At 62.2% G+C, this 18,524-nt stretch carries 18 protein-coding genes; 3 read left to right on the top strand and 15 right to left on the bottom strand.

Going from position 1 to position 18,524, the window contains the following annotated elements:
- Positions 1–127: 127 nt before the first annotated feature.
- A complete protein-coding gene (gene hemE, locus AEQ67_RS33195) occupies positions 128–1,195 on the top strand; it encodes a uroporphyrinogen decarboxylase (RefSeq protein WP_059408157.1) in 1,068 nt (355 codons plus the stop codon).
- Between the two features lie 180 nt (positions 1,196–1,375).
- Here the strand turns inward: hemE and AEQ67_RS33190 are convergent, their stop codons facing one another.
- Positions 1,376–2,590 carry an MFS transporter gene (locus AEQ67_RS33190; RefSeq protein WP_442965690.1) on the bottom strand — a complete coding sequence of 405 codons (1,215 nt, stop codon included), beginning with the start codon at positions 2,588–2,590 and terminating at the stop codon, positions 1,376–1,378.
- A gap of 179 nt (positions 2,591–2,769) precedes the next feature.
- On the opposite strand from AEQ67_RS33190, the gene AEQ67_RS33185 reads away from it, so the two are divergent.
- Entirely contained in the window at positions 2,770–3,657 is an 888-nt protein-coding gene (locus AEQ67_RS33185) for a LysR family transcriptional regulator (protein WP_059408153.1), read from the top strand.
- Positions 3,658–3,768: 111 nt separating this feature from the next.
- Positions 3,769–4,152, top strand: coding sequence for a type II toxin-antitoxin system PemK/MazF family toxin (locus tag AEQ67_RS33180; protein ID WP_059408151.1), 384 nt, complete (start codon positions 3,769–3,771; stop codon positions 4,150–4,152).
- A 208-nt stretch (positions 4,153–4,360) separates the two neighbouring features.
- Here the strand turns inward: AEQ67_RS33180 and AEQ67_RS33175 are convergent, their stop codons facing one another.
- The 14 genes from AEQ67_RS33175 to AEQ67_RS33110 form a co-directional block, all read right to left on the bottom strand.
- Positions 4,361–5,587 (bottom strand): beta-ketoacyl-ACP synthase, encoded by a 1,227-nt coding sequence (locus AEQ67_RS33175; protein WP_059408149.1) that lies wholly within the window; start codon positions 5,585–5,587, stop codon positions 4,361–4,363.
- The gene (fabG, locus tag AEQ67_RS33170) at positions 5,587–6,315 is read right to left on the bottom strand and encodes a 3-oxoacyl-ACP reductase FabG (protein ID WP_059408146.1); all 729 of its coding nucleotides are present in this window, start codon (positions 6,313–6,315) and stop codon (positions 5,587–5,589) included. The genes AEQ67_RS33175 and fabG overlap by 1 nt, the downstream gene beginning before the upstream one ends.
- Positions 6,312–6,773, bottom strand: a complete 462-nt coding sequence (locus AEQ67_RS33165; protein ID WP_059408144.1) for a hotdog family protein — start codon at positions 6,771–6,773, stop codon at positions 6,312–6,314. The genes fabG and AEQ67_RS33165 overlap by 4 nt, the downstream gene beginning before the upstream one ends.
- Positions 6,770–7,966 carry a beta-ketoacyl-[acyl-carrier-protein] synthase family protein gene (locus AEQ67_RS33160; protein ID WP_059408142.1) on the bottom strand — a complete coding sequence of 399 codons (1,197 nt, stop codon included), beginning with the start codon at positions 7,964–7,966 and terminating at the stop codon, positions 6,770–6,772. The genes AEQ67_RS33165 and AEQ67_RS33160 overlap by 4 nt, the downstream gene beginning before the upstream one ends.
- Positions 7,963–8,448: a hypothetical protein gene (locus AEQ67_RS33155; RefSeq protein ID WP_330219468.1), complete on the bottom strand. Its 486-nt coding sequence runs from the start codon at positions 8,446–8,448 to the stop codon at positions 7,963–7,965. The genes AEQ67_RS33160 and AEQ67_RS33155 overlap by 4 nt, the downstream gene beginning before the upstream one ends.
- 116 nt (positions 8,449–8,564) lie before the next feature.
- A complete protein-coding gene (locus AEQ67_RS33150) occupies positions 8,565–9,290 on the bottom strand; it encodes a class I SAM-dependent methyltransferase (RefSeq protein ID WP_059408140.1) in 726 nt (241 codons plus the stop codon).
- Positions 9,287–10,534 carry an NAD(P)/FAD-dependent oxidoreductase gene (locus AEQ67_RS33145; protein ID WP_059408138.1) on the bottom strand — a complete coding sequence of 416 codons (1,248 nt, stop codon included), beginning with the start codon at positions 10,532–10,534 and terminating at the stop codon, positions 9,287–9,289. The genes AEQ67_RS33150 and AEQ67_RS33145 overlap by 4 nt, the downstream gene beginning before the upstream one ends.
- Complete coding sequence (locus tag AEQ67_RS33140; protein ID WP_059408137.1) at positions 10,521–11,678, bottom strand: hypothetical protein; 1,158 nt, start codon at positions 11,676–11,678, stop codon at positions 10,521–10,523. Before AEQ67_RS33140 ends, AEQ67_RS33145 begins: the two co-directional genes overlap by 14 nt.
- Positions 11,678–14,017, bottom strand: a complete 2,340-nt coding sequence (locus tag AEQ67_RS33135; RefSeq protein WP_059408135.1) for an MMPL family transporter — start codon at positions 14,015–14,017, stop codon at positions 11,678–11,680. The genes AEQ67_RS33140 and AEQ67_RS33135 overlap by 1 nt, the downstream gene beginning before the upstream one ends.
- On the bottom strand, positions 14,001–14,741 hold the full coding sequence (locus AEQ67_RS33130; RefSeq protein ID WP_236710440.1) for an outer membrane lipoprotein carrier protein LolA: 741 nt from the start codon (positions 14,739–14,741) through the stop codon (positions 14,001–14,003). The genes AEQ67_RS33135 and AEQ67_RS33130 overlap by 17 nt, the downstream gene beginning before the upstream one ends.
- Positions 14,738–15,163 (bottom strand): acyl-CoA thioesterase, encoded by a 426-nt coding sequence (locus tag AEQ67_RS33125; protein WP_059408133.1) that lies wholly within the window; start codon positions 15,161–15,163, stop codon positions 14,738–14,740. The genes AEQ67_RS33130 and AEQ67_RS33125 overlap by 4 nt, the downstream gene beginning before the upstream one ends.
- Positions 15,156–16,700: an HAL/PAL/TAL family ammonia-lyase gene (locus AEQ67_RS33120; RefSeq protein WP_059408132.1), complete on the bottom strand. Its 1,545-nt coding sequence runs from the start codon at positions 16,698–16,700 to the stop codon at positions 15,156–15,158. Before AEQ67_RS33120 ends, AEQ67_RS33125 begins: the two co-directional genes overlap by 8 nt.
- A complete protein-coding gene (locus tag AEQ67_RS33115) occupies positions 16,681–17,628 on the bottom strand; it encodes an LpxL/LpxP family acyltransferase (RefSeq protein ID WP_059408130.1) in 948 nt (315 codons plus the stop codon). The genes AEQ67_RS33120 and AEQ67_RS33115 overlap by 20 nt, the downstream gene beginning before the upstream one ends.
- Positions 17,625–18,359: a glycosyltransferase family 2 protein gene (locus AEQ67_RS33110; protein ID WP_059408128.1), complete on the bottom strand. Its 735-nt coding sequence runs from the start codon at positions 18,357–18,359 to the stop codon at positions 17,625–17,627. Before AEQ67_RS33110 ends, AEQ67_RS33115 begins: the two co-directional genes overlap by 4 nt.
- Between the last annotated feature and the right edge of the window lie 165 nt (positions 18,360–18,524).

Below are 18,524 nucleotides of genomic sequence, written 5' to 3'. Positions count from 1 at the left end.
CGAAACAACACAGATTTAGCGCCTGCGACCGCGACAAATTGACCCGATAGACAAAAGGCTGACCTGCAACCGTGCCTTTTGCGTCGCGCTCTGAGAAAATGCCCGCACTTTTTTTCCGGATGCCGACATGACTGCCCTGAAGAACGACCGTTTCCTTCGTGCCCTGCTCAAGCAACCCGTAGACGTCACGCCCGTGTGGATGATGCGTCAGGCCGGTCGCTACCTGCCTGAGTACCGCGCCAGCCGTGCCAAGGCCGGCGACTTCATGAGCCTGTGCATGAACCCGGAGTTCGCTTGCGAAGTCACTCTGCAGCCGCTCGACCGTTATCCACAACTGGACGCGGCGATCCTCTTCTCCGATATCCTCACTATTCCCGATGCCATGGGCCAAGGCCTGTACTTCGAGACCGGTGAAGGTCCGCGCTTCAAGAAAGTCGTCAGCACCCTGGCCGACATCGAAGCCCTGCCGATTCCTGACCCGCACAAAGACCTCGGCTACGTCATGGACGCCGTCAGCACTATCCGCCGCGAACTCAACGGTCGCGTGCCGCTGATCGGCTTCTCCGGCAGCCCGTGGACCCTGGCCACCTACATGGTTGAAGGCGGCTCGTCGAAAGACTACCGCAAGACCAAAACCATGCTCTACGACAATCCGCAAGCCTTGCACTTGTTGCTGGACAAGCTGGCTCAGTCAGTAACCAGCTACCTCAACGGCCAGATCATGGCCGGCGCCCAAGCGGTGCAGATCTTCGATAGCTGGGGCGGCCACCTCTCGGCGGCGGCTTACCAAGAGTTCTCCCTGGCCTACATGCGCAAGATCGTCAGCGGCCTGATCCGCGAACACGAAGGCCGCAAGGTGCCGGTCATCCTGTTCACCAAGGGCGGCGGGCTGTGGCTGGAAAGCATTGCCGATGCTGGCGCAGATGCGCTTGGCCTGGACTGGACCTGCGACATTGGCAGCGCCCGTGATCGCGTCGGCGGCAAAGTTGCGCTGCAAGGCAACATGGACCCGACCGTGCTCTATGCCAAACCAGCAGCCATTCGCACCGAAGTCGGGCGCATCCTCGCCAGCTACGGCAAGGGCAGCGGCCACGTGTTCAACCTCGGGCATGGCATCACCCCGGAGGTCAATCCGGAACACGCGGGCGCGTTCCTGCGCGCGGTGCACGAGTTGTCGGCGCAGTATCACGAGTGACCGTGACCCAATAAAAAACGCCCGGTTAATGCCGGGCGTTTTTGTGTGGGTCAGATAAGGTGAGGTTGGATGCGGCTCATTGTGGGAGCGGGCTTGCCCGCGATGGCGTCATCCCATCCAACTCATGTGTTGGATCGACCATCGCTATCGCGGGCAAGCCCGCTCCCACAGGTTTTTTTGTCAGGCCTTCACATTGCCTAATGGCGGCAGCTTCGCCAGTTTCAACGCCACCAGCAACGCCACCACCAGCAGCCCGCCAATAAACAACCCGATCCCGTTCCATCCGCCCAGATGCCAGAACACGCCCCCGGCCGTGCCGGCAATGCTCGACCCGGCGTAATAGCTGAACAGGTAAAGCGACGACGCCTGCCCCTTTGCCTTGAGGGCGCGGCGGCCGATCCAGCTGCTCGCCACCGAATGCGCGCCGAAGAAGCCGAAGGTGAAAATCAGCATGCCGATGATCACCACCGACACCGGCGTGAACATCGTCAACGCGAGGCCGGCGATCATCAGCACGATGGTGCTCCAGAGCACTTTGCGCCGCCCAAGTTTATCCGCCAGGGCGCCGATTTTTGCCGAGCTGTAGATACCCGACAGGTACACCACCGACAGCAGCCCGACGAAGGCCTGGTCCATGTGGTACGGCTCGGCCAGCAAGCGATAGCCGATGTAGTTGAACAGGGTAACGAACGCGCCCATCAGCACAAAGGCTTCGAGGAACAACAGCGGCAGGCCGGCATCGCGAAAGTGCATGGTGAAACCGTCGAGCAGGCTGCGCGGGTGCAGCGAGCGGGCGCGGAAGTTGCGCGACTCGGGGAGGATTTTCCAGAACACCGCTGCCGCCATCAGCGCCAGCCCGCCGATCACCAGCATCGCCGTGTGCCAGCTGACGAAGTCGATCAGCACGCCGGTAATCAAGCGTCCGCACATCCCGCCAATCGCGTTGCCACCGATGTACAGGCCCATGGCCAGGCCGATGTGCTGCGGGTGGATCTCTTCGCTCAGGTAAGTCATGGCCACCGCCGCCAGGCCGCTCAACGACAACCCGATCAGCGCACGCATCAGCAACACACCGTGCCAGCTCGGCATCATTGAACTGGCGATGGTGCACAGCGCTGCGGCGAACAACGCCGTGACCATCACCGGTTTACGCCCGACGCGATCAGAGATCGGGCCGGTGATCAGCAGGCCGATAGCGAGCATGCCGGTGGCCACCGACAGGATCAGGCTGCTCTGGGCCGCGTTGATCGAGTATTCGTGGGAGAGCAGCGGCATCATCGGCTGTACGCAATACAGCAGGGCGAACGTCGCGAAGCCGCCGGAGAACAGCGCCAGCACCGTGCGCATGAATGCTGGCGTGCCTTTTTCGATGAAGATCTCTTTGAATTCGGACATGACATCGTCCACTGCGGCGGGTGGAACTTCATGGGCGAGTGGGGCGACAGCAGTTTTCACTTCAGACCTCGGAGGGGCGCAGCCAGTCAGGCAATGAAAAAAGCATATAGCTGCCTAATGATTCAATCCAATATATTGTTCGACCTGTTTGATAGGTTTTACGACCTAATGGAGTTTTCATGGAATTGCGTCACCTGCGCTACTTCATCGCCGTCGCCGAAGAACTGCATTTCGGCCGCGCCGCACAAGTGCTGGGCATCTCGCAGCCACCGCTGAGCCAGCAAATTCAGGCGCTGGAGCAGGAGGTTGGCGCGCGGTTGTTCGAGCGGACCAATCGTCGGGTCGAGCTGAGCGAGGCCGGTCGGCTGTTTCTGCAAGAGGCACGGTTGGTGCTGGCGCAGGTCGATAAAGCGGCGGACGTGGCGCGGCGGGCGCAACTGGGCGAATTGGGCGAACTGAAGATTGGCTTCACCTCGTCGGCGCCGTTCAACTCGACCATTCCTCAGGCAATTTTTTCGTTTCGCCAGCGCTTTCCGGCGGTGCACCTGAACCTGCGGGAGATGAGCAGTACCCAAGTGGCGGATGCGCTGGTGGATGAGTCGATCGAAGTCGGGATCATGCGACCGCTGGGTTTGCCGGATTCCCTTAACGTCGTGGAATTGATGCGTGAGCCGCTGGTGGCCGTGCTCAGTTCCAAGCATCCGTTAGTCACCGACAGTGAAGAGGGTTTGTTCCTGTCAGCCCTGGCCCTCGAACCTTTCGTATTTTTCCCACGCAGCTACGGCAGTGGTCTGTACGCCCAGTTGCTCAGCCTGGCCCGCGACGCCGGCTTCAGCCCGCACTTCGCCCAAGAAGCTGGCGAGGCGATGACCATCATCGGGTTGGTAGCGGCGGGGCTTGGCGTATCGGTGCTGCCGGCGTCGTATCAGCGGATGCGCATCGAGGGTGTTGTGTATCGACCTTTGCTCGATCCTGGGGCGGTTTCAGCTGTATGGCTGGTGCAGCGCAAGGATCAGAAGTCGCCGATGGCGAAGGCGTTTGTGGAGTTGTTGACTAGGAAGGTTTAGGCAGTGGAATCGTAAAAAGTCATCGCACTCGGGACATTTCAAGTAACGGATCACGCTTAGTGATTTATCCGATTTTTGCGCAGAATCGGTTTCTTTCAGCGAGTGCCACGGATGCCACTTCTCTATCAACCTAAGGAAGGCAGTGTGCTGATTTGCGACTTCAGAGGCTATGAAGTCCCAGAGATGATCAAGGTCAGGCCAGTTGTCGTAATACGAAAGCACAGGACCAACAGTTTCCTGGTCACAGTTGTTCCGTTGAGCACGACTGCTCCTGATCGCGTGCTTGAACACCATCTGCAGCTACCAAGTCATTTGCAAGGGGCGAGCCCGATCTGTTGGGCAAAATGCGATATGGTCGCGACCGTAAGCCTCTCCAGGCTTGATCGGATTAAGAGTCGGGATCGCCAAGGAAAGCGCGTTTACCTCATTTCACAACTTGAAACAGATGAGTTTCACGCAATTAAAGCCGCGGTGCGCAGGGCGCTGGGTTTGTGATCGTTGCTGAATTTGGCACGGACAGGCGCGATGCCACCTGTTGTTCACGAATCGATTTTGGGCAATACTGCTCACGTTCCCGAAAGGGGCTTGTGAGACTCTGAGGATCCTGGGCAACCAGCCATCGCAGAGCCAGACAGGTACAGGGCGATGACAAGCCGACCTGTTTGTGAAGGGGCGCCGAAAGGCGCCCTTTGTCGTTTCTGCCCTACGCCCAGCGCTTGAAAATCAGCGACGTATTAACCCCGCCAAACGCAAAGTTATTGTTCATCACGTACTGGTTGCTCATCTGCCGGAACTCGCCGCGCAGGTAGTCGAGCTTGCCGCAGTTCGGGTCGATATCGTCGAGGTTCAAGGTGTGCGCGTACAGGTCGCGGTTGAGCATTTCGATGCTGAACCAGGATTCCAGTGCACCGCAGGCGCCGAGGGTGTGGCCGAGGAAGCTTTTCTGCGAGCTGATCGGCATGTGTTCGCCGAACAGGCTGCTGGTGGCCAGTGTTTCGGCGATGTCGCCCTGTTCTGTCGCCGTGCCGTGACCGTTCACGTAGCCAATGTCCGAAGGCTGTAAGCCGGCGTCTTCCAGCGCTAGCTCCATGGCCCGGCGCATGGTGGCCTGCTCTGGGCGGGTGGCGTGCTGGCCGTCGGCGTTGCTGCCGAACCCGACCAGCTCGGCATGAATGTGCGCGCCGCGAGCCAGTGCATGTTCGAGTTCTTCGAGCACCAGGATGCCGCCGCCTTCACCGATCACCAAGCCATCACGACCGCTGTCGTAAGGGCGTGGAGACGTCTGCGGGGCATCGTTTTTCAGGCTGGTGGCGTAGAGCGCATCGAAGACCATCGCTTCGGTCGGGCACAGCTCTTCGGCGCCGCCGGCGAGCATCAGCGGCAGGCGTCCGAACTTGATCGACTCGTAGGCGTAACCGATGCCCTGGCTGCCGCTGGTGCAGGCGCTGGAGGTCGGGATCAACCGGCCGGTGAGGCCGAAGAAGATGCTGATGTTCGCAGCCGTGGTGTGCGGCATCATTCGTACGTAAGAGTTGGCGTTCAGGCCCTCGGCCACTGAATTGAGCAGCATGTTGCCGAATGCCTTGATCTCGTCGGTGCTGCCGGTGGACGAACCACAGGAGACGCCCATGCGCCCGTCCTTGATCAATTCGTTGCCCAACAACCCGGCATCGGCCAAGGCCTTTTCCGCCGCGTAGACCGCCAGTCGCGAGACCCGGCCCATGCTGCGCAATTGCTTGCGGGTCCAGTGGCTCGGCACCTTGAAGTCGTCGATCGGCCCGGCCAGGCGCGTGTTGAGCTCGGTAAAACGATCCCACTCGTCCATCCGGCGGATGCCGCTGCGGTTGGCCGCGAAGTTGCCGGCGATGGTTTCCCAATCGCTGCCCAGTGAGGTGATGCCGGCCATGCCGGTGACGACGACACGCTTCATCAGCACAGGCCTCCGTTGACGGCCAGAACCTGCCGGGTGATGTACGACGCTTCCGCCGACATCAGGAAATTCACGGCGCTGGCCACCTCTTCCGGAGTGCCCATGCGCTGTGCGGGAATCATTTTCATCAGTTCTTCCACCGGCACGTTTTCATCGAGCATCGCGGTGTCGATCAAGCCGGGTGCGACACAGTTGACGGTGATTTTGCGCTTGCCCAGTTCGATCGCCAACGCCTTCGCCGCACCGATCAAACCGGCCTTGGACGCGCTGTAATTGACCTGGCCACGGTTGCCGATCAGCCCGGAAACCGAGGTGATACAGACAATTCGCCCGGCAGCGCGACGACGGATCATCGGCATCATCACCGGGTGCAGCACGTTGTAGAAACCGTCCAGATTAGTGCGCATCACCACGTCCCAATCATCCTCGCTCAGCGCCGGAAAAGCACCGTCGCGTGTCAGGCCGGCGTTCAGCACCACGCCGTAATAAGCGCCGTGGGTTTCCACGTCGGCTTCGAGTATGGCTTTGCAGCTGGCGCGCTCCGATACGTCGAATTGCAGGATGCGCGCCGTGCGGCCCAAGGCCTCGATTTCGGCCTTCACCGTTTCGGCGTCAGCCAGGCCGCTGCGGCAATGCAGCACGATGTCATGCCCGGCCTGGGCCAGGCGCAACGCGATGGCGCGGCCGATGCCACGGCTGGAACCGGTGACCAGTACGGATTCAGTCATGACTGGACTCCTTCGGGTTCATGAAGATATTGCGCGGCCTGAGGCGGGCGAAAGACGTTCAGACGGGCGGTGGCGTGGATGCCGGGGGCGTTGATGTGGCATTCGAACACGCCCATGCCATTGTCGTCTTCCAGGGAGCGGATGCCGTGGATGGTCAGCTCGGTGCCGACAGGGAAATGTTCGACGTTGCATTCGAATTTGCGCGTGCCGAGCAGAAACCCCAGTTCTACCGCATCGCCCCGCTGGCGCGCGTGGCAACCGGCGTAGGCGGCGACGCTCTGGGCCATCAGTTCGATGCCGACCCAGGCCGGCAGGCTGCCGTCGGGACGGTTGAACAGGCCATCGGGCCTGACGGTGAGGCGGGTGTGAATCTCCTCGTCGTCGAACGACAGGATCTGCTCGATGAAGATCATGTCGCCAGCGTGGGGCAGCAGTTCGGCGAGCGGCCAGTCAATCATGGTGCGTCTCCGATAATCAGGCTGACGTTATTGCCACCGAAAGCAAAGGAATGGCTCATCAGGTAGCGAGGTGCAATGGACGCCAGTCGATCGGCCGGGGTCACCCATTTCAAGGCTGGCAATTCGGGGTCGGGCTGGCCGTCCCAGACATGGGGCGGCAGGGCATGTTCGCGGTTGCCTGCGCTCAGGCTCAGCCAGCAGAACGCCGCTTCCAGTGCGCCCGCTGCGCCGAGGGTGTGGCCGGTCATCGGTTTGGTCGACGAACACGGCACGCCGTCCGGGAACAGCGTTGCCACCGCCAGGCTTTCCATGGCGTCGTTGTGTTGGGTGGCGGTGCCGTGGAGGTTCAGGTAGCCGATCTGCCGGGGTTGCAGATTGGCACGGCTCAAGGCCTTGCGCATCGCTTGCAGGGCGCCACGGCCGGTCGGTTCCGGCGCGGAAATATGGTGCGCATCGGAGCTGGCGCCGCTGCCCAGCAGGGCGATCGGCTGGCTGTCCCCGGCATTTTTGCTCATCAGGAACAGCACGGCGGCTTCGCCGATGTTGATGCCGTTACGGTTCACCGAAAACGGATTACAGCGTTGCCCGGACACCGCTTCCAGTGCCGAAAACCCGTTGAGGGTCAGCTTGCACAAACTGTCGACGCCACCGCACAGGACCGCGTCGCACACGCCCAGATCCAGCAGGCGCTGGGCACTCATCAGCGCCCGGGCGCTGGAGGTGCAGGCCGTGGAAATCACGTAGGCCGGGCCGCTCAGTTGCAGCCAGTCGGCGAGGAAGTTCGCCGGCGCCCCGAGTTCCTGTTGCTGGTAGTTGTAATCGGCCGGGAACTCATGCTCACGAATGTAATGAGCCAGCCCGCGACTGGCTTCGTCGATGCCCGAGGTGCTGGTGCCCAGGACGATGCCGATCCGATCGCGGCCGTAGGTCTGGATCGCCTGGTCGATGTCTGGGCGAATTTGCAGGGCGGCTTCCAGCAGCAATTGATTGTTGCGGGTGCTTTGCTCCGTCAGCGCGATGGGAATCGACGCCAGTTCGCCGCGCACGGCCGCGACCGGCAACGCCCGCTCTGCCACCCAGCCATCTTCGCTGCGCATGCCGGAGCAGTCGCCGGCAAACAGGTTGCGGGCGACTTCTTGCTGGTCGCGGCCCAGGGCGCAGATCACCCCGAGGGCGTTCAGGTAGGCCGTCATGGTGCGTCCCCACTCAGCGGCGTGACTTGGTATTTCGGGCCTTTGGGCAGGTTCAATTCAAAGCTCATCGGTTGTGAGTAACGGACGTCCCAGCGTTCTGGCAGGGAGCGTTGTGCGCCGTGCTGCCAGGCCGTTGGATAGTTGCCCGACAGTTCATCTTTGGGCGTCAGCGCAAACAGCAACGCCGCGAACAACTCCCGCGCTTCCGGGTTGGGCGGCAGCAGGCCGTCAGCTCGCCACTTTCCATCGATCAGTTTCTGGCGTGCCTGTGGAATGCCCAGCAAGTCCATCATCGACCAGCGAATTGCGGGACCTTCTTGTTGGATCACCAGCACCCAATCCTGGCGTTGATCAGCCACCAGACGCTGGATGTGCAATTGCAGCGGCAGCGCCAGGTTCGGGGCTTGCTCGGGCAGCGGCGCCTGGCTGGCGCAGGCGCTCAGCAGCAGGACACAGGCCCCCAACAAAAATCGCAGCGCCACCGCACACCCTGTAGGAGCGAGCTTGCTCGCGAAGGAGGCCCATCCAACAAAATTGTTGACTGATACACCGCTTTCGCGAGCAAGCTCGCTCCTACAGGTAAAGCGTTCTGAGCGACTCACGCGACACCTTCCAAGGGTTTGCGCGCGACCACATTGACCAACGTTTCTTCCCGTTGCCCAAAGGGTTTTGGCTGGCGCAGACCAACGCGTTCCAACAGGCCGAAATCCTTGGCGCGGCTCCACCACAGGTACGGATAAGACACGTTTTGCGCGCCGAATTCGAAACCCTGGCGACGAATCATCTCCAGGTAACCGGCAGCGCTCTTCTGTATGTGCATCGGATGGCGGAACAACCAGCGAATCACCCAGGTATCAATGTAAGCCTCGGTGGATTCGGCGAACAGCAAATAGCCGCCCGGCTTGAGCACGCGATAGAACTCGGCCAGGGCCCGTTCCTGCTCCACCAGATGATGGAAGGTCTGGTGACAGAACAGCAGGTCGACGCTGGCCTCCGGCACGTTGATGCTCGCGCAGTCGCTGCCGATCAGTTCCACCTGCATGCCCTGGCGGACGGCTTCTTCGCCGCTCAGGTCGATGCTGTGCGGGTCGGCGTCCAGCCCGATCAGGCGCTGGGGCGCAAAGGTCTGGCGCAAGTACTGGAACGACTTGCCCTGGCCGCAACCGGCGTCCAGCAGCACTGGATTGTTCGGCGGCGTTTCGCTGAACAGGCTGCGCAGATCGTTGATCGCCACCCGCAATACGTGGTGCTGCCAGGTGTGGCTGCGCAGGAACCAGAAACCGAAACGGGTTTCTTCAACGTAGTGGTCGCTCAGGTAACTCATGTGGCATCCCTGGCACACAGTTCCGAGAGCATCCGCAGCCGGCGCTTGGGTTCGGCGACGAAGGGATTGCGCTGATCCCAGGCATAACCGGCGAGGATCGAGCAGATCATGCGGCGGATGTCCGGCGAGCTGTCCGGGTGGTAAATCACATCCTGGAAGGTTCCGGCGTACCAGCCTTCGACGTAGCAACGGAAGGTGTCGACGCCGCGCTTGAGCGGTTCGGCGAACTCGGTTTGCCAGTCGACGCTTTCGCCTTGCAGCTGACGATGCAGCACCACGGCGGCCATGCTGGCCGAACGCATGGCGATGGTCACGCCGGAGGAGAACACCGGGTCAAGGAATTCCGCAGCGTTGCCCAACAGCGCAAAACCCGGGCCGTGGAGGCTTTTGACGTTGGCCGAGTAACCGCCGATGGCCCGTGCCGGTGTATCCCACACGGCATTTTCCAGGACGCCGGCCAGGCTTGGGGTTTGCGCGATAAACCCACGCAGGCACTCGTCCAGGTTGTCCATGCGGCCTTCGAAGTGTTCGGCGGCCGCGACCACGCCTACCGAGCAACGACCGTTGCTGAACGGGATGGTCCAGAACCAGATATCGCGGTGGATCGGGTGGGTGGTGATGAGGATTTTTTCCCGCTCGAAGGTCGGGCTGTCGATGTGGTCTTCGACGTGGGTGAACACGGCTTGGCGCACCGGGAAATTCGACGGTGCTTCGAGGTCAAGCAAGCGCGGCAGGACGCGGCCGTAACCGCTGGCATCCAGCACGAACCCGGCTTCGACGCGGTACTGGCTGCCGTCTTCGCGAAGCACCTCAAGCTGCGGTTTCGGCAGGCTGAAATCGACGCTGACGATGGCTTCACCGTAGCGGATTTCTACACCTTGCAGCGCGGCCTGATCGGCCAGCAGCTTGTCGAAATCGGCGCGCTGGACCTGGAACGTGGTCGCCTTGCCGTGGGTGAAAGTGTCGCCGAAATCAAAGGCGCTGTACTGCTCGCCCCAGGCGAACGCGGCACCATTTTTCATCTGGAATCCGGCAGCGTTGACGGCGTCGAGCATGCCCGCTTCCTCGACGAAATCCAGGCAGTGCGACAACAGGCTTTCACCGATGGAAAACCGTGGAAAATGCTGGCGTTCGATCACCAGCACGTCGTGCCCCTTGCGCTTGAGCAGCGCGGCGGCGATGGCGCCCGAAGGCCCCGCGCCGATCACCACTACCTGGCGACGTTCCATTTCAACTGTTGGCACGTGAGCTCCTTGCCGGGACGGCGATATTCATCGGGGTTCGGTGCATGCCGACGAGTGCCGGCAGCAGTGTCGCGATCAGGCCCATTACCATCAGCGCAAAGTACAGCGCCGGGCTGATGAGCTGTTGTTGCAGCAGCAGGTTGAGAAACACGATCTCACTCAAGCCACGAATATTCAGCAGGATACTTTCCCGCCAGCGGCTGGCGCCTTCAAACGAGGCGCCGGCCCAGCCGAGGCCAATCCAGTTGCCCAGCAGTTTGCTGGCAATCGGCAACAGCAACAGTGCGCTCAATTGCACCCAGCCGAGGCTGGCCATGGCGCTGTGGACGTCGATCTGCACGATGCCGAACGTGATGATCAGCGGGATGGCGATGTAGGTTGGTAAATGACTCATCCAGACCACCGGCCACGGTAGCACCAGCGGCACCTTGAGCGCGGCCAGGCACAACAGATAACCGATGCCGAAAATCAGCGCATTGAGCTTGAAGGGTTCCGCCACTACCAGCAGCGCGAAGAAGCAACAGCTGTGCAACAACGGTTGACGTAAACCGCACAGGCGCAGCAGCAATGGCAGGCAGGCGCCAGCCAGCGGCAGCAGGAGGCTGCTGGCATGCAGGCTGCCCTGGGCGAAGCCGAACAGCGTCCAGCACGTCAGGTCGATGAGGATGGCGGTCTGCACCAGTCGCCGGGTAGCGGCGGGCGGGTAGCTGATGTGGCGCAGATACAGATACAACACCGGGATCGCGGTGATGGCGAACACCAGGCCGACGGCCAGCGAGCTGATCCACGCTTGCGCAGGCAGCAACCACACCGCCGTCGCCAACCCGCAGGCAAACGGAACGCAGAAACTCGGCAGGGCGATTTTCACGCTCTGACGGTCGAGTCGCAGATCGATCACGTCGCTCAGAATGTGCCCCAGCAGCAAGGCAAAGCTCAGGCTGTAGAGGTTTTTCAGCCACACCGGCGCGATCAGTTCGGCACCGCTGAGGTGCCAGCCTGGCTCGATCCAGAAGTACATCAGCAGCGGCAGGCCGAAGGTCGCCAGCAGTAACTGGCTGACGATCGGGATCACGCCGAAGTGACGACCGACACGGGTCGCCACCGCGAACAGCGCCAGGGCCATTGCCCAAAACAGCACGACCATCACGCTGCCGTCTCCGCGACGGGGAGCGCATGGGCTTGTTGTCCGGCCCACGGCGCCAGCAGGAAGCTGAACGCCAGGCCCAGGCTCACCGACAAACCGAAGTTGCTCACCGCCGGTGTGCTCGACACCGCCAGCAAACCGAATGACAGCCAAGTGGTCACCGCCGCCAGCAAGGTGCCCAGCAGGCTCACGGCGGCGCCGCCGACCTGCTCGCGCATGAGGATCGCGTAATCGACGCTGATGGCCGTCACCAGCAGCAGGCCGAACAGGCTGAACAGCGTCAGCGGCTGCCCGAGCCAACCGAGGCTGGCCAGGCTGCACAACGCCGCCAGCAGCGGCAGGGCGACGATTCGCAGCGCGCCGCCGAGGCCGAACGGCAGGATCAGCACCAGCACGATCAGCACACAGGACGCGAGTTTCAATTCGGCGGCACTGATCTGAGTCGCAGCGAACACCGAGTTCAACTCACCCAGGCGATCGACCAATTCCACGCCCGGCAAATCCAGCGCCTGGACCCGCAGCAGCGATGGGTTGTTCAAGCCTTGCAGGCTGACCATCGCCGCCACGCCGTCATCGGTCGGGCCCAGCCACAGCGCGCGATGGGGTTCGGCCAAAGGCCCGGCCAGCGCGGCGTCGATGTCTTCAGTGGGCAACGCCTGCAACTTGGCCAACTCGGTTTTCAACGCCTCGACCGGCACGCCGACGTCGAGCAGCGGCTGCCAGAACTGCGGCAGCTTGGTCAGTGCTTCGCGCACTTGGCGCTGTTCGCTCGGCTGGCTGACCAGTTGATTGAGCGACAGATAGCCCTGGAGTTTTTCCAGATTGACCAACTGATCCAGCCGCTCGCTCAGCGCCGTCTGGCGTTCGAGCAGTTCCTGCTGATTGGCTGCGCGCACCAGGAAGAACTGGCTGGTGGGTTGATAGCCGGTGATGCGTGCAATGGTCTGGGCTTCATCGGTCAATTGCTGCGGTGCACCGACCCATTGGCGAATATCGTTTTTGCTCTCGAGCTGCAATAGACCACCGACACAAAAGGCGATCAGCAGCGCCAGCAACACCGGCGTGCGGGCGTATTTCAGCAGCGATTCACGTAGACCCAGCAAAAACTCGGACACTCGCAGCGGCCACTGCGCGGGGCGCAAATCCACGCCCTTGAGCAGCGCCGGCAACAGGCACACGGCGGACAGGTAGGCGCCGAGCAGGCCGGCAGCGGAGAACACGGCAATCTGGGTCAGCGCCGGGAACGGCGTCCAGGCCAGGGCCAGGTAGCCGATGCAACTGGTGATCAGGCTCAGCGTCAGACCCGGCAAGGTCAGGCGCAAAGCGGGCCAACTGTGCCAGGGTTTCAGGCTCCAGCTCTTGGACAGGTAATGCAGCGGGTAGTCGACGGCCACACCGATCAGGCTGGAGCCGAGCACCAGGGTCATCACGTGCATATGGCCAAACAGCGCCACACAAGCCACCGCGCCGAAGAGCATGCCGACCAGCACCGGTACAAACGCCAGCAATACGCGCAAACGGCGGAAGGCCAGCAACAGCAACAACAAAATCCCGAACGTGGCGCCACCGCCGACCCAGGTGATTTCCCGGGTGGCTTGCTTTTGCCCGTTGGCCGCATAAAGCAAACCGCTGGCGGCCAGCAGTTGTACGTCCGCCTGGGCGGCATCTTCGCGGCTGTGCTGGAGCAGGTCGGCCACTTGCAGCGGCAGCTTCATGTCGAAGGCATTGCCGGTGGTGCGCGCCCGCAGCAGCACCCAACTCTTGCCGTCGGCATCGGCGACCAGCGCACCGCTGCCGATGTCCAGTTGCACCGAGCCGTGTTGCGGCTGGCTGTTCTGGATACGCCCGGTCAGGCCCAGCCAGTCATCCTGGCTCGGCACCAGACTGAAACCGGTGAAAGGATCGACCAGCGCTTGCACCCGTTGCTGGATAAACGCGTCGGGATGCTCGATCAGCTGCTGGCGGGCCGCTGCCGAGGGCATCGCCCGTCGGCCTTGGAGCAATTGCGTGCGCAGTGCCGGGAGGTCGGCCTGCAGGTTCCACTGGACCTTTTCGAACAGGCCGCTGGCCTGCCACTGCTCGCCCAGTTTCTGCGCCATGGCGATGGCTTGCGAGCGATCCTTGTGGCCGACCAGCACCAGCATTTCGCGGTTCAGCGGTTCTTGCATGCGTTGTTCGGCGCGCAGTTCCAGCGCGTCCGGCGCGGTGCCCGGCCCCAGTTCCATCAGGTTGGCCGACAGCGGGGCGCCGTCACGCCATTGCCAACCGGCGAGCGCGAGCACCGCCAGCAGCAGGATCAGGAACAGCGGCGGGAGCCTGCGTTCACTCGGCAAAGTCATGTTGCTCCGCGTCGCTCAAGGGTGGGGGGCTGGTAGTGTCTGGCATGCGCAAGAGCGTGCTGTCGCCCTGGGTTTCCAGCAGTTCGATACTGTGCACCAGTTCACCGCCAGTGATATTGATCTGGTTGAACACCTGCTTGAGCAACATTGAACGCGGGATCAGGGTCAGTTTCCAGTCCTGTGCATCGCCACTCAGGGACAGCTCGAAATCCCGTTGCAAGCCGCTGCTGTCACCTTGCAGTACGGCGAGGAACAAGCGGTTCTGCTCGGCGCCGGCGCTCTTGCCCGGGAGCATTTGCCAGCCGCTGGCATCACGCCGGGCAATGCCTTTGGCGCTGATGCGGTAATCCTGTTGCAGCGGGGTTTTCAACAGCCAGAGCAGGCCGTGGTTTTTCGCCAGGACGAAAGTGCCCTTGCTGGTCAGCGGCTGGGGCAGGGCGCGCAGGTGTTTTTCCTGGATGAAGTTGCCGTGGATCACATCGGGCTTGGCCAGTTGATCGCTCAGCTGTTGCAAATCAAACGCCTGCGCCAACGAAGTAAACCCCAGCGCTAATACCAACCCCACCACGACCCTGTAGCAGCTGGCGAAGCCTGCGTTCGGCTGCGCAGCAGTCGCCCTGCGTTTCTGCTGATGTACCGCGTGTGCAGGTTTTACGACGGCTTCGCCGCCGAACGCAGCCTCGCGGGCTCGACAGCTGCTACAGAGAGTTTTCAGCCAGTTCATGGGAGCATCCTTTCGACGGCGTCGGTGAAGACCTTGGGCGAGGCCAATTGCATTTCGCGGCTGCTCATGTCGACGGCGACCTGCACGGAAACGGCGCGGGTCAGGCGTTCACCGGTTTCCAGGTCGCTGATCAGGTAATTGATCTTCAGACGGTTCTCCCACTCCACCAGATTGGCGCGCACGTTGAGCTTCTGCCCGAACACCGCACCGCGCACGTAGCGCAATTGCAGGTCGATCACCGGCCACGCATAACCCGACTCGACCATGGCACTGTAGTTATGGCCGATCTTGTCCAGCAGTGCGCAACGGGCGACTTCCAGGTATTTGACGTAATGGCCGTGCCAAACCACGTTCATGGTGTCGACGTCAAAGAACGGCACGAGGATTTCCGTATCGGTGTGAAGCACTCCCTTGCTACGCATGCAGCCTCCAGTGTTGCTCGGCGATGCGTTGCAGGCACAGGCGCAATTCGCCTTCCAGCGCACGGTCTTCGATGACTGGCGGGAAGTCCTTGGCCAATTCTTCATGCATGGCGGCCAGCGATGGCGGCAATGGCCGTGCGTCCTCGGCCTGGCTGCGCAACCAGACGCCTTGATTGGCGGCGAGTAGCGTGGCGGCGGCGACCTGTTCGGTCAACTCCAGCACGCGGATCGCATCGCGGGCGGCGATGGGGCCCCTGCTCACCTTGTCCTGATTGTGGCACTCGGTGGAGCGCGAAAAGACGCTGGCCGGCATGGTGTTTTTCAGCGCTTCGGCGGTCCAGGCGCTGGTGCCGATCTGCACGGCTTTGAAGCCGTGGTTGAGCATCGCGCGATCGGCCGTGGCGCCGGACAAATTGCTCGGCAAGCCATGGTTGTAGCGCTCATCCACCAGCAACGCGAGTTGCCGGTCGAGCAAGTCGGCGACGTTGGCCACCAGGGTTTTCAGGCTGTCCATGGCGAACGCAATGTGGCCGCCGTAGAAGTGCCCGCCGTGCAGCACGCGTTCGGCTTCGGCGTCGATGATCGGGTTGTCGTTGGCGCTGTTGAGCTCGATCTCGATGAACGAGCGCAGCCAGTTCAGGCTGTCGGCCAGCACGCCGAGGACGTGGGGCGCGCAACGCAGGGAATAGCGATCCTGCAGGCGATGCAGCGGCGCGGTCGGCGCGTCGATCGCCAGGTCCTTGCGCAGCCACGCGGCGACTTGCATCTGCCCGGGATGGGGTTTGGTGGCGAACAGGCGCTCGTCGAAGTGTTCCGGGTTGCCTTGCAACGCGACCACGTTCAGCGCGGTGATGCGCGTGGCCAGTTGCAGCAGGTAATCGGCACGGGCGTAGGCCAGGCAAGCGATGCCGGTCATCACGGCGGTGCCGTTCATCAGCGCCAAGGCTTCTTTCGGACGCAGGACCAGTGGCGCCCAGCCGAGTTCGCGGTGCACGTCGGCGGCTTGTCGGCGTTCGCCACGAAACATTACTTCGCGCTCGCCGGACAAGGTCGCGGCGACATAGGACAACGGCGTCAGATCGCCGCTGGCGCCCACCGAACCTTCTTCCGGGATCAGCGGCAGGATGTCGTGCTCAAGGAATGCTTGCAGGCGTTCCAGCAGCTCCACGCGAACCCCGGACACGCCTTGGCACAGGGACTGCAAACGTGCTGCCAGCACTGCGCGGGTGGCTTGGGCGTCGAGCAGTTTGCCCAGGCCGCAGCCATGAAACGTGTACAGATGGCGGGGCAGCGCCTCGACGTGATGCAACGGCACCGCGACCACGCACGAGTCGCCGTAACCGGTGGTCACGCCATAGATCACGCCTTCCTTGTCCAGCAGGGAATCAAGGAACTGCGGGCCCTTGGCGATGCGCTGGCGGAACTCGGGGTCGCCTTGCAACTGCGTCGGCACTTGGCGGTTGGCCAGGGCCAGCACGTCTTCGATACGCAAAGGGAGTTCGCCGAAAGTTACCGGCTCAAGCGTTGGCGTCGTCATCGGTCTTCCAGAAAGGGTAAAAGTTGAACCATTGTTGAGGCGCTTCGAGGCAATAGTGACCCAAGCGTTCGGCGTAGCGGGTCGCCCACTGATGAATGACCTGCTCGCGGTCGCTGCGTTTCCATACCACGGTTTCGGTGAACGGTTCGAGGGTCAGTCGATAGTCGCCCGACGGTTTCTTCAGGCACATCATCAGATTGATCGGGCATTTCAGCAGGCCGGCCAGCAGCCACGGCCCTTGCGGGAAGGCGGCGGGGTGGCCGAGGAAGTCCACGGTCACGCTGCGGCCGCCGTGCAGCGGCACACGGTCGCCGGCAATCGCCAGCCACTCGCCGCGCTCCAGGCGTTCATGCAGTTGCAACATGATCACCGCGTCCAGCTCGCTGACCTGGATCAGGCGCAAATTGGTCGCCCCGGCTTCGCCGAGCAAGCGGTTGAACTGCTCGGCGTGCTTGGTGTGCACCAGCACGTTCATCGTGACTTTCTCACCGATTTCAGCCAGCGCGCGGCAGACCTCAAGGTTGCCCAGGTGCGCGCCCACCAGCATCTGCCCGCGAGTGCCGCGCAGTTGATTGCGCAGCAGCGCCGGGTCGATGATTTCGATGTGTTCGATGCTGAGCTTGCCGTTCCACACATCGAGCTTGTCGAGCATGGAGTCGGCGAAGGCCATGAACTGGCCGAACACTCGCCAATGGGTCGGGCGCAGTTCGCTGCGGCCGCTCCAGTCGGCGAGTCGTTGCTGGTATTGCCAGGCGCTGCGGCGAGCGCTGCGACCGAACAGGAAAAAGTACAAAACGATGCCGTACAGCAACGGGCTCAACAGCCGTCGGCCCAAGACTTTGGCGCCGAACGCGGTGAGCTTCATCAGCCAGAAACTGCCGCGCTCCTGGCGGTCGGCCCAGTGTTGCTTGTCGGCATTGCTGCTCATGCTCGCCACCGTCGCCAGAGGATCACCGGAGCCCGCAGCAACATGCCGAAGAACAGCCGGGTGTGCATGCTTGTAATCAGCACATTGTCGTGGAACAGGCGGAAATGCGAGACGCCGTCCAGCGGGTAATGGACGTTGGTGGGCAGCCACTGCATCGGCTGGTTGCGCCAGGCCAGTCGCACGAGAATGTCCGAGTCGAAGTCCATGCGCTTGCCGATCTTCGCCGAGTCGATCAGCGCCAGGGTGGCGGGCAACGGGTAGAGGCGAAAGCCGCACATGGAGTCGCGAATCTGCAGCGACAGGGTGTTGATCCAGACCATCACGTGCGTCAGGTAACGGGCGTACAAGCGACCTTTCGGCACACTGGCGTCGTATTGCGGATAGCCGCAGATCACCGCATCGGGATGGGCGCGTGATTGTTCGATGAAGGTCGGGACGTCTTGCAGGTCGTGCTGACCGTCGGCGTCCACCTGCAAAACGTGGGTGAAACCCAGCCGTGCGGCTTCGCGCATGCCGGTCATGACGGCGCCGCCCTTGCCTTGGTTGGCGGCGAGTCGGATCAGATGAACCCTGTCGCGTTGCGCCAGTTGATCGAGCACCTTGGCGCAGGATTGATCGCTGGCATCGTCCACCAGAATACAGGGCAAGTTGCTGGCGATCAGCGCGTCGACCACGGTGGTGATTGCGGTTTCGTGGTTGTAGACGGGGACCACGGCACAGGGGTTATGCATGGTGGCTCACACCTCGCCCTTGTAGCAGCTGGCGAAGCCTGCGTTCGGCTGCGAAGCAGTCGTAAACCGGTATGCGAAGTCTCTTGGAAAAATCCTGGTGGACCAGATGCGAGCGCTTTGCACTCGAACGCAGCCTTCGGCAGCTGCTACAGGGGGGGCGTCTGC

The organism is Pseudomonas sp. RIT-PI-q (assembly GCF_001297125.1).
Classification (GTDB): Bacteria; Pseudomonadota; Gammaproteobacteria; order Pseudomonadales; family Pseudomonadaceae; genus Aquipseudomonas.
Note: the sequence above shows the minus strand (reverse complement) of the source record. Positions and strands in the feature narration are given on the sequence as shown.